The organism is Flammeovirga sp. MY04 (assembly GCF_001682195.2).
Lineage (GTDB): Bacteria > Bacteroidota > Bacteroidia > Cytophagales > Flammeovirgaceae > Flammeovirga > Flammeovirga yaeyamensis.
Window position 1 is genome coordinate 4,572,062 of sequence record NZ_CP003560.2, and the last position, 11,529, is coordinate 4,583,590.

The 11,529-nt window shown below is 35.8% G+C and carries 7 protein-coding genes; 6 read left to right on the plus strand and 1 reads right to left on the minus strand.

Annotated elements, in window-relative coordinates:
• Positions 1 to 67: 67 nt before the first annotated feature.
• The 6 genes from MY04_RS18220 (at position 68) to MY04_RS18245 (ending at position 10,971) form a co-directional block, all read left to right on the plus strand.
• A complete protein-coding gene (locus MY04_RS18220) occupies positions 68 to 835 on the plus strand; it encodes a ParA family protein (protein ID WP_066212042.1) in 768 nt (255 codons plus the stop codon).
• Positions 836 to 1,172: 337 nt separating this feature from the next.
• Positions 1,173 to 7,427 carry a methyl-accepting chemotaxis protein gene (locus MY04_RS18225; RefSeq protein WP_066212044.1) on the plus strand — a complete coding sequence of 2,085 codons (6,255 nt, stop codon included), beginning with the start codon at positions 1,173 to 1,175 and terminating at the stop codon, positions 7,425 to 7,427.
• Positions 7,428 to 7,501: 74 nt separating this feature from the next.
• A complete protein-coding gene (locus MY04_RS18230; RefSeq protein WP_066212045.1) occupies positions 7,502 to 8,056 on the plus strand; it encodes a chemotaxis protein CheW in 555 nt (184 codons plus the stop codon).
• 31 nt (positions 8,057 to 8,087) lie between these two features.
• Entirely contained in the window at positions 8,088 to 8,447 is a 360-nt protein-coding gene (locus MY04_RS18235; RefSeq protein ID WP_066212046.1) for a response regulator, read from the plus strand.
• Between the two features lie 23 nt (positions 8,448 to 8,470).
• Positions 8,471 to 10,276 carry a chemotaxis protein CheA gene (locus MY04_RS18240; RefSeq protein ID WP_066212048.1) on the plus strand — a complete coding sequence of 602 codons (1,806 nt, stop codon included), beginning with the start codon at positions 8,471 to 8,473 and terminating at the stop codon, positions 10,274 to 10,276.
• 17 nt (positions 10,277 to 10,293) lie between these two features.
• Positions 10,294 to 10,971 (plus strand): chemotaxis protein CheC, encoded by a 678-nt coding sequence (locus tag MY04_RS18245; protein WP_066212050.1) that lies wholly within the window; start codon positions 10,294 to 10,296, stop codon positions 10,969 to 10,971.
• Positions 10,972 to 10,987: 16 nt separating this feature from the next.
• Here MY04_RS18245 and MY04_RS18250 read toward each other — a convergent pair whose 3' ends face one another.
• The gene (locus tag MY04_RS18250) at positions 10,988 to 11,491 is read right to left on the minus strand and encodes a methylated-DNA--[protein]-cysteine S-methyltransferase (protein ID WP_101958153.1); all 504 of its coding nucleotides are present in this window, start codon (positions 11,489 to 11,491) and stop codon (positions 10,988 to 10,990) included.
• Positions 11,492 to 11,529: the final 38 nt, after the last annotated feature.

Sequence of the window (11,529 nt, forward strand, 5' to 3'; positions counted from 1 at the left end):
TATCATCCACATTAGAATGATATTTGATATATTCATGTCTAGAAACTTATAACAGATTTGTGTAATTATGTCAGATACAGCAAAAGTAATATCAATAGTAAACCAAAAAGGAGGAACAGGTAAGACCACAACCACAACTAATTTAGGGGTGGCATTGGGAAAACTTGGTCACAAGGTTTTGGTAATTGATATGGATGCCCAAGGAAACATGACTTTTCATTTTGGGGTACAAGACAAATACACCAAATCAATGTCTCATGTACTGACAGAAGGTGAGAAGTTAAAAGATATCGCAGTAGAAAGAGAAGGGATATTTGTAGCACCTTCTGATGTGTCTCTGGCCGATGCCGAATTATCGTTAGTCAATGCAGAGGGAAGAGAGTTCATTTTAAGAAATGCAGTAGATAAGGCGAGAAAAAAATACGACTATATACTTATAGATTGTGCTCCTGCTTTATCCATTTTAAGTATTAATGCCTTAACAGCATCAGATCATATATTGGTCCCCTTGCAAATGGAGGTATTAAGTATGCAAGGTCTTTCTCAAATCCTAGAAACTGTTTTTCAGATAAAAGAAAACCTAAATAATAGCTTAACTATTCTTGGTATTTTACCTGTGATGTTCGATACAAGAAGATCCATCACCATGGAAATCTTAAATCATATCAAAGAGAATTTTGGTATTAGAGTGTTGAATAACAATATAGGAATTGATGTAAAATTAGTAGAAGCACCTTCTTTTGGACAATCTATATTTGAGTATGCTCCATTATCTACAGGAGCCATACAGTACATGAGAGTGGCTAGAGAATTTATCTCTTTAGTAAAAGTATAATTGCCTGATTTTGAAAGAATCGATTATCTCAATTTAGTGTTTCTAGAAAATTTTATGAAAGTGTATAAATATTCCTAGCATAACTAATTGCATAGTAATATTGTTTTAAAAAAATCGTAAATTAATTAAGTAAATGAAATCTTGGTTAGTAGTCTACTAACTCTTATTACTATTTCAGGGATGATGACATTGTTAGCTGGAAAATAAAAAATGTTCTTATCATCCAGATAATTAAATTAAAGTTTAACTATTGTATTTAATTCTGTAACGGATCCTTAATAACCCATTGCTCAGATCCAATCATGTTACATCAAAATACCCAATAACTATCTAAATAATGGCACTTGGAGATAACATCAAGAAAGATCGTCTTTTAAGTAAAGATGATGCCTCTGCAGGTAACGGACGTCCTAAGAAATTCTTTGAAGGAGCTGCAGAATTACAAAAAGAAATACATCAACTTAAAGCAAAATTAAAAGCATTTGATAAAGCGGCTTTACTTGCAGAAACAGCCCCCGATGGCACAATCGTTTCCTGTAATAATCATTTTGCAAGCACTTTTGGATACTCCTCCAAGGAGCTTTTAAATGAACCATTATCAAAATTACTGTCACCAGATACCCCACAGAATTTTGCAGAAAGTGTTTTATCTATTCTTGGTAAAGGAGAAACCTATACAGGTACGCTCAATAATGTAACAAAAGAGGGTGACCCTGTATGGTTGGAGGTGACTATCTCTCCAATCTTAGACGATGAAAAACGTATCATACGCTACCTGATGTTAGGTATGGATGTTACTGAGGTGATGTCTAAGGAAAAAGAGTTTGCCAACATTCAATCCGAATTGGATTCAAGAGTAAATATTTTTAATACTGCAGCTTTGGTATCAGAAACTGATTTATATGGTACCATCACTTTTGCTAATGAGACCTTTGCAAAATTATCAGGTTATACTCCAGAAGAATTAATAGGTAAACCACACTCCATTGTACGTCACCCTGCAAATCCAAAATCACTATTTAAAGAATTATGGGATAAAGTTCAGAATGGACAGATTTTCCAGGGGACGTATAGAAATTTGGCCAAAGATGGATCTCACTATTGGGTACAAGCTACCATTGCTCCAGTGCTTGATAATAATGGAAAACCTGTAAAATATATTGGTGTACGTTTCGATGTAACCAAACAAATTGATCAGGAAAATGAAATGCAAGCTGTTCAGGAAGTAATTTCTGAATCAACCGGCGTATTAACATTAGATCTAGATGAGAATATAGTTGATGCCAACGACCATATTTCTAAAATCTTAGGTTATTCAAGTGTTGAAGATATCATAGGTAAACAACATTCCTCATTAGTACCGAATGAACCTGAACACCTAGGTATTGAGAAAGACAGAAAGAAAAGTTTAAAAAGAGGTGAGTTTTATAAAAATACCTTTAAAAGATTAGATGCTCAAGGAAGAACAAAATGGTTGGAAGGTACTTATAATGTAATTAAAGATTTCGATGGCAATAACACAAAGATCATCGCTTACCTTCAAGATGTAACCGCTCGTCGTTTAGCCAATTCAGATAATCGCGGTAAAATCGCAGCGATTGATGAATCATACATGAGAGTAGAGTTTGATTTAGATAAAACCATTCTCGATTGTAACGATCTCTTTGCTGAGGGTACCGGTTATCCTAAAGAGCAATTAATAGGGGCTTCTCATAAAATGCTTGTCGAAGAAAGCTACGGAAATTCTAAAGAGTATGAAGATTTCTGGGCAAAGCTAGGAAGAGGTGAATCCGATAAAAACGTTTACAAAAGAGTAGTAGCTGGTGGTAAAGAAGTATTTTTACAAGCAACTTATTCACCAGTAAGAGATCATGATGGTAATATTTACAAGATTGTGAAAATTGCTGAAGATGTAACTGCAAGAAGATTGACTAATGCAGATAACCGTGGTAAGATTGCGGCTATCGATAACAGTTATATGAGAGTAGAATTTGATTTAGAACGTCATATTCTAGATTGTAACGATCTTTTTGCAAAAGGGGTAGGCTTCTCTAAAGATGAACTTATTGGACTTGATCATATCAACTTAGTTGATGAAGAATACGGTAAATCAAAAGAATATGCAGATTTCTGGAATAATCTAAGGAAAGGACAATTTGATAAGAACGTCTATAAACGTAAGATAGCAGGCGGTAAGGAAATTTGGTTGCAAGCTACTTATAACCCAATTAAAGATGCCGATGGAAATGTCTATAAAGTGGTGAAAATCTGTGAGGATGTAACAGAACGTAGATTAGCCAACTCAGATAACCGTGGTAAGATTGCCGCTATAGATAATAGTTACATGAGAGTAGAATTTGATTTAGAACGTCATATTCTCGATTGTAATGATCTTTTTGCAGAAGGTGTTGGTTTCACAAAAGAAGAATTAATTGGTTTAGACCATATTAATTTAGTTGATGAAGAATATGGTAAATCAAAGGATTATGCCGATTTCTGGAACAAATTAAGAAGAGGCGAATTTGATAAAAACGTCTACAAGCGTAAAGTAGCAGGCGGAAGAGAAATTTGGTTACAAGCCACTTATAACCCAATCAAAGATGCTGAAGGTAATGTGTACAAGATTGTAAAAATCTGTGAGGATGTTACTGAAAGAAGAACCAATAACGCAGATAACCGTGGTAAGATTGCGGCTATCGATAATAGTTACATGAGAGTAGAATTTGATTTAGAACGTCATATTCTTGATTGTAATGATTTGTTCGCAGAAGGAGTTGGTTTCTCTAAAGATGAATTGATTGGTCTCGATCATATTAATTTGGTAGATGAAACTTACGGTAAATCAAAAGAGTACGCCGATTTCTGGGATAAGTTACGAAAAGGTCAATTTGATAAAAACATCTACAAACGTAAAGTAGCAGGAGGAAAAGAAATCTGGCTACAGGCAACTTACAATCCTATTAAAGATGCAGAGGGCAATGTTTATAAAGTAGTAAAAATCTGTGAGGATGTAACCGAAAGACGTTTAGCGAATGCAGACAACAGAGGTAAAATTGCCGCGATCGACGTGAGTTACATGAGAGTTGAATTTGATTTAAATAGAAGAATAATCGAATGCAACGATATGTTTGCCGAAGTGGTAGGCTTCTCAAAAGATCAGTTAATAGGTATTGACCATAAAGAGTTAGTAGGCGACAGTTACGGTAACTCTCAAGAATATGAAAACTTCTGGAAAAAATTAAGAAATGGTAATTTTGAAAAAGGGGTATTCAAACGTTTTGCAAATGGAGGAGCTGAAGTTTGGTTACAAGCTACCTATAACCCAATTCGAGATCAGGAAGGAAATATCTACAAGATTGTAAAAATTGCGGAAGATGTAACCGAACGTCGATTGAATAACTCTGAAAACAGAGCCAAGATCAAAGCAATCAACGAGGTGCAAGCTGTAGTAGAGTTTGATTTAAATGGATACATTCAAGATTGTAACGATTTATTTATCCAAACAACTCAATACTCTAAAGACGAATTGCTTGGTAAACACCATAGAATGTTAGTAGAAGAAAGCTATGCTAAATCTATAGAATACGAAAGGCTATGGGAAAAACTCAACCAAGGTGTAAACGATGAAGGTGTATATAGAAGAGTTCGAAAAGATGGATCGATCATGTGGTTACAAGCGACCTATAATCCAATATTCGACTTAAATAATCAAGCATATAAAGTAATCAAATATGCAACTGATATTACCGATCAGGTAGAGACACAAAGAAGAGCAGATGCCTTAAAGAACGAATTAGAGTCTAGAGTAAATGCCTTTAACTCTGCCGCTCTAATGTCGGAAACAGATTTGCATGGTACGATTACTTTTGCCAACGAAACATTCGCTTCTTTATCTGGATATACGGTAGACGAGTTGATTGGTAAACCTCACAACATTGTACGACATCCATCTACACCTAAAGAAGTATTTAAAGATCTTTGGGAGACCATTCAGTCAGGTAGAGTATTTAAAGTACAATACCGTAACAAGAAGAAAAATGGTGGTTATTACTGGGTAGATGCAACCATTGCACCGGTACTTGATATTGATGGAAAACCAATTAAGTTTATTGGTATTCGTTTCGATATTACGGAACAAATGGACAATAAAGTCGAAAAAGATGGTGTGGATGAAGCTATCTCGAAATCATCAGGTGTATTAGAATTAAGTATGGATGGCGATGTGATTTCTGCCAACGATACAATTTTAGAAAACTTAGAATACAACGAAGGAGAACTTCTTGGAGTTCCTCACGATACACTTGTTCCAGTAGATCAGGATGCCACCCTCAAAAATAAAGAGCTGTGGGCAAAATTACAGAAAGGACAATATGTAGTAGATTCCTTTAAACGTGTGACCAAAGAAGGCAAAGAAGTTTGGCTGGAAGGTTCTTACAATCCAATTCAAGATTACGATGGAAACTACGTGAAGATTGTCGCTTACTTACAGGATATTACTCAAAGAAGAATTCAAAATGCAGATAACCGTGGTAAAATTGCCGCAATTGATGCTTCCTACATGCGTGTAGAGTTTGATTTGACTGGTAATATCATGGACTGTAATGATATCTTTAGCAGAAATACGGAATACAGCAGAGAAGAATTAATCGGTTCTCACCATAGTATGTTTGTTGATAAGGTCTATGGCGATTCTCAAGAATACAAGCAGTTCTGGGAGAAACTCGGAAGAGGAGAGTTCGATAGAAATGTATATAAACGATATACCAAATCTGGAAAAGAGGTATGGTTGCAAGCCACCTATAACCCAGTTCGAGACCATGATGGTAACTTCTATAAAGTAGTAAAAATTGCAGAGGATGTAACACAAAGACGTTTAGCCAATGCAGAAAACCGAGGTAAGATTAACGCCATCCTCAAGGCACAAGGAGTGGTAGAGTTTGATATGAATGGAAACATTCTTACAGCCAATGACAATTTCTTATCTCTAACAGGTTATACTTTAGAAGAAGTACAAGGTAAACACCATAGAATGTTTGTAAGTAACGAAGATGCCAACAGCTTTGAATACAAACAATTCTGGGAAAAACTTAGAAATGGTGAACACGATGCAGGTGAGTATCTAAGAGTGAGTAAAACGGGTGATCCTGTTTGGTTACAAGCCACTTATAATCCAATTATGGATGATGACGGTAACTTATTCAAAGTAGTAAAATACGCATCAGATGTCACAGAGTTTAAATCAGCATATGTAGCACTATCCGAATTCTTGGAAGAACTAGCTAAAGGTAATTTTGATGCGAAGATAGATATTGGTAACATCAATATGGACTCTGATATTGGTCGTATGATTGATAATAACCGATCATTAAGAGATAACCTGAAGAAGTTTATTAACGAGATTAACCGAGTAGTACATATTGCCGGTAATCAAGGACGATTGGATGAACGACTTGAAATTGCCGGTGCACAAGGAGCATGGCATGAATTAACTGAAGCCTTTAACAACTTGCTAAGTTCGATCTCTGAACCAATTTTAGAATTCCAATCACTAACGAAGAGTTTATCGAAAGGAGATCTTTCAAAACGATTCGTGGGTAAATCAGCTGGTGATATTAAACAAATGGCTGACGGTCTAAACGACGCCCTGGACAACCTTCAAACGCTACTATTAGAAATTGAAGGGATGTCAAATACGGTTGCAGGATCATCAGAAGCCATGAAAGATAAGTTCAGTATCATGGATAAATCAACAACCACAGTGGTAGATGCCATTCAAGGAATAAACGCTGGTATGTTGGAGCAGGTATCTAGAACGGACGAATCTTCTCAGTTGGTAGATCAGATTTTGAAAGCTGCCGATGATACAGGTAATAAGGCACATGTCATTAACCGATCAGCTGAATCTGGTATGGAATCTTGTCAGAACGGTATGCAGATTGTCAAACACTTGGTAGAGAACATGAATGAGATAGAAAACTCAGCAGGGTCCACATCCAATTCAATTGAAGTCTTGGCAAAACGATCAGAAGAGATCTCTAGAGCACTAACCGTAATTACCGATATCGCCTCTCAAACCAATCTACTCGCCCTAAACGCAGCGATTGAGGCCGCAAGAGCCGGTGAAGCAGGTAGAGGTTTCGCAGTAGTAGCCGAAGAGATTAGGAAACTTGCCGAGGATTCGAGACAATCTGCCGGTGGTATTGAGAAGGTAATTCAAGACGTACAAAAAGACGTTGGGTTAGCAACGAAGGCCATAGACAAAATGGAAGAAGCAGTAAAAGTCGGAAACGGTGCAACGAAAGACGCTTCGGAAGTATTTAAAACAATTCTTGATTCATCTGAAGAAACGCTTAATCTATCGAAAGATGTATTGGAAGCAACAGAAACACAAAAGTCATCTATTGACTCTGTCGTACAAAACATCGATAAGATTGTAGTAGTATCTGAAGACACGGCAGCAGGAACCAAAAACGTGGCCGGTGTTGCAGATGAAATGTCAGAATCTGTAAAAGAAATGGGTGAAACTTCTGAACAATTGAATGAAGTGGCTGCTCAACTGAAATCAGGTGTAAGTAAATTTAAATTGAAATAATGAAGTCCAGGAAAGTTGATGATACATCTGTCATCATCAACTTTCCTGGCTATTAATACCCAGAAACAACTATTATGAACCTTGAAGAACCAAATGGAGTAACGCCTTCACCTTCTTTACCTGAGGAAAATGCTTCTCCTGTGGAATTGAACCGTATTGATACGGACGATCAGGAAAAGAAAAGTAATATTATTGTTTTTAGATTAGGTGAAGAGGAGTATGGGTTGCACATCGATCAGATTAAAGAAGTCGTGATTACCCCAAGAATTACAAAAGTTCCTTTAACTCCTTCCTACGTGAAAGGAGTGGCGAATATTAGAGGTAATATCCTAGCAATAATAGACCTAGAAGACAAGTTTGCATTAAGTAATACGATAAGTGAAACGAGTGGTTATACATTAGTAGTAGAAAGTCATGAATATAACATGGCAATTCTTGTAAAAGATGTACCAAATACCTTATCAGTTAGTGATAACGACATAGATTATTCTCCATCGGTGGTTGCCGATATGCAAGGGGAGCAAGACTATATAAATGGAATAATAAAAATTGGAGAACGTTTAATCATTCTAATTGACATCTTTAAAATCATTACAAAAGAAGATCTTAAACCTGTGTTGGGAACCTAAGGCTACTATTTGATGATTAAATTTTAATATCATGGCAAGAAAAGTTTTAATCGTAGACGACTCATTGTATATGCGTTCCATCATCAAAGACGCACTAGAGAATGCCGGATACGAAGTTATTGGACAAGCTTCTAATGGAGTAGAAGCAATTGATTTAGCACTTGATACAGAACCTGATTTAATTACCCTTGATAATATTCTTCCAGATATGTTAGGGTTGGATATCCTAAAAACACTCAAAGAAGAAGAATTGGAATCAAAAATTATCATGATCAGTGCTGTAGGACAACAGTCTGTTGTAGATGAAGGAATGAACCTAGGGTTAGATAGCTACTTGGTAAAACCTTTTACACCAGAACAGTTGACCGATGCAATCAATCAAATAATGTAATAGACGATTAAGTTAGGGAAGGGATGAACCAAGAAGAACTAAAACAGATATTTCTTGCTGAAGCGGAAGCTAGTTTTGAAGAATTGAACAGGCTATTCACTCAGCTCGAAAAAAATATTACTGATAGAGAAGCCACAGAAGCTATCTTCAGAATTATTCATACGCTTAAAGGTAATGCCGCAGCGATGGGATTCGAAGATATAGCTGCTATTGGTCATCTATTAGAAGATATCTTCAGCGAAATCCGTAAAGGAAAGATTGTTCTAACTTCCATGGTATTTAATGATCTCTTTAAAGCGATAGATAAGCTTGGGGAGATGATTGATGGCATTAAAGCAGAGAAAAAAGTACCATATAAAGGACTAAGAGCAAAACTTAAAGTAATTCTAAGAAACCTTAAAGGGGAAATAGAATACAAAGCGACACAAGGAGGGGAATCTTCAGAAGAAAAAGACAAGGCATTAGATGCAATTTTAGCCTCTAAAGTCGAGATGAAAGAAGAAACCGTAGAAGCTTCAGCCTTGCAAGAACAACCTGTTCCAATAGGTGTACCTTTAGCCGAAGAATTTGATGATGAAAGTAAAAGTGAAGACAAAAAGGCAAAAATCACTTTCTCTGATTTTGTTCAAGTTCCGGTAAGTAAGCTAGATACACTTCTAAACTTAGTTGGGGAATTAGCTATCGAAAAAGATAGAATAATTGCTCAAGGAGCAAGTTTTGGGACAACCAATGAGTATACTAGACTCTACAGAATTACATCAGATTTACAATATTCTGTAATGGGAGTGCGCTTGGTACAAGTTGGTGCCTTATTTCATAAGTTCCATCGAATTGTTCGTGATGTAGCTACTCTTGAAGGAAAGAAAGTAAACCTGAAACTAGAAGGGACAGAAATTGAAATTGATCGTAATGTACTTCAGATCATTTCAGATTCTATGATTCATTTGGTAAGAAATGCAGTGAGTCATGGAATTGAAAGTCCAGAAGAGAGAAAGAAAAAAGGTAAAAAAGAAGAAGGTAATATCCTTCTAAGAGCATCATCAGATAAAGAATATGTAATCATCGAAGTAATTGATGATGGAAATGGAGTAGATGCTAAAAAAATTAGGAAAAAAGTCCTAGAAAAGAACTTAGCATCAAGAGAGGCATTATCCGCATTATCAGATGATGATGTCGTGAAATTTATCTTCGAACCAGGCTTTTCTAGTGTCGATAATGTCACTTCCGTAAGTGGACGGGGAGTTGGAATGGATGTGGTTAAAAAGGCAGTAGATGCTGTTGGTGGTAAGATAAATACCAAAACCATATTAGGACATGGAACAACTTTTAGTTTGAGCTTACCAAGTTCTATGGCCGTAAAATCTGCATTATTATTTGTTGTAAATGAAGTAGAATATGCCATACCTCTATCATTTACTGAAGCAGTAATTTCCGTCAAAAAATCAGCCATTCATAAAGTAGGAAATGGATTAGTAACAACACACTTAGAGGAAACGATTTCTGTGATGTTCCTAAAGGATATTTTTGATTGTGCCAACAACGAAGAGTTATTAGAACCTCATCTTCTCCACAAATCATTTGATCAAATTGATGATCAAGTATCTAAAATTAATATAGTGGTAGTATCAGTAGATAATCGAATGATTGGTTTTGTTGTAGATAGACTACTACAACAAAAAGAAATAATTGAGAAACCACTTGGAAAACCGGTTGAAAATGCGAGATTTATAAGTGGAGCCACCATACTAGGAAACGGTAATGTTTGCTTAGTTTTAGATGCCAACGACATCTCAGAATTCTTATTCAAACCAACATTTGCAACAGTTTAAAATAGTAAAAGATTGTCATGACTCAATCCCAATTTTCAGTAGAGAATACCTATCTAATTAATGATATAACTAACATTGCCCTCGGAAATGTTGCCCAGTCTTTGTCTACCGTAATGAAAGATGAAATCATAATAAGGAATGTTCAAGAAGTTAAGTCTTTAGATAATGACACCTTACTTGGTAAAGAGAACAATGGTAACGTTTATGTTTTAACCACCGATATTATTGGGGATATGAAAGCCCATACTATGCTTCTTATTCATGCAGACGATGAACAAGGGATCATAGAGAAAATACTACCTACTTCTGAATGGGGTAAAAAAGAAATGAGGGAAGCAATGTTGATGGAACTTGATAATATTCTTATTGCAGCATTTGTGACCAAATTGGCCAATTTATTCAATAATAAGATCTATGGTCATGTACCTAGTATTAAAGAAATGAATTCTTCACAGTTTGAAGAAAAAATCAAGCAAGTAGAAGCTGAAACGAATATTTCTTATGCTTTAAAAGCAGAGTTAGCAGCTTTTAAATCGAGAGTGAAATTAGATTTAGTATGTGTTTTTGATGAAAGCTTGGTTCCTACAGTAAATAACTTTGATATTGATAAAGCGTTTGTAGGACATCAAGAAGAAACACAACAAAAAGATTGTGGAGATAGTAAAAAAGGCTTCTTCAAAAGTATTTTTGGCTAATAAAGATTCCTTGATATCAAAACATGCTTAATTGCTCGTGGCCATATTTAGTGTGACCTTCATGTTGCAAAAGCCATTTTTTTCGACCAATACCACCCGCATATCCAGTAAGCGATCCATCACTTCCTATTACTCTATGGCAGGGTATTGCTAAAGCAATAGGATTCTGGCCATTTGCAGCACCAACAGCACGAATGGCTTTTGGGTTACCAATACGCTCAGAAATATCAAGATAAGAAACTACTGTACCGTATTTAATTTTACAAAGCTCTTTCCAAACCGTCTTTTGAAAAGTGGTTCCTTGTAAATCCAATGGAAACTCAAATCCCAATTTACTTTCTCCATTAAAGTACTGATCAATCCACTCAATCGCCTCTAATGTGTGAGGGTTAGGTAAATCATTCAACACTTCCTCATTTTCATCAAGGAATCTGATAGAAGAAACACCTTTAGAGGTCGCTTCAACAACGATCAAGCCTATCGGGCTTTCAATATAATCTCTAAAAATTGTGGTTTTCATCACCCTATTATAAATACTTAGAAGAAGTACAACCACTA

What these genes read in the sequence shown, in the direction of transcription:
- MY04_RS18220 (WP_066212042.1), top strand. Translation starts at nt 68, where the DNA reads ATGTCAGATACAGCAAAAGTAATATCAATAGTAAACCAAAAAGGAGGA.
- MY04_RS18225 (WP_066212044.1), top strand. Translation starts at nt 1,173, where the DNA reads ATGGCACTTGGAGATAACATCAAGAAAGATCGTCTTTTAAGTAAAGAT.
- MY04_RS18230 (WP_066212045.1), top strand. Translation starts at nt 7,502, where the DNA reads ATGAACCTTGAAGAACCAAATGGAGTAACGCCTTCACCTTCTTTACCT.
- MY04_RS18235 (WP_066212046.1), top strand. Translation starts at nt 8,088, where the DNA reads ATGGCAAGAAAAGTTTTAATCGTAGACGACTCATTGTATATGCGTTCC.
- MY04_RS18240 (WP_066212048.1), top strand. Translation starts at nt 8,471, where the DNA reads ATGAACCAAGAAGAACTAAAACAGATATTTCTTGCTGAAGCGGAAGCT.
- MY04_RS18245 (WP_066212050.1), top strand. Translation starts at nt 10,294, where the DNA reads ATGACTCAATCCCAATTTTCAGTAGAGAATACCTATCTAATTAATGAT.
- MY04_RS18250 (WP_101958153.1), bottom strand. Translation starts at nt 11,491, where the DNA reads ATGAAAACCACAATTTTTAGAGATTATATTGAAAGCCCGATAGGCTTG.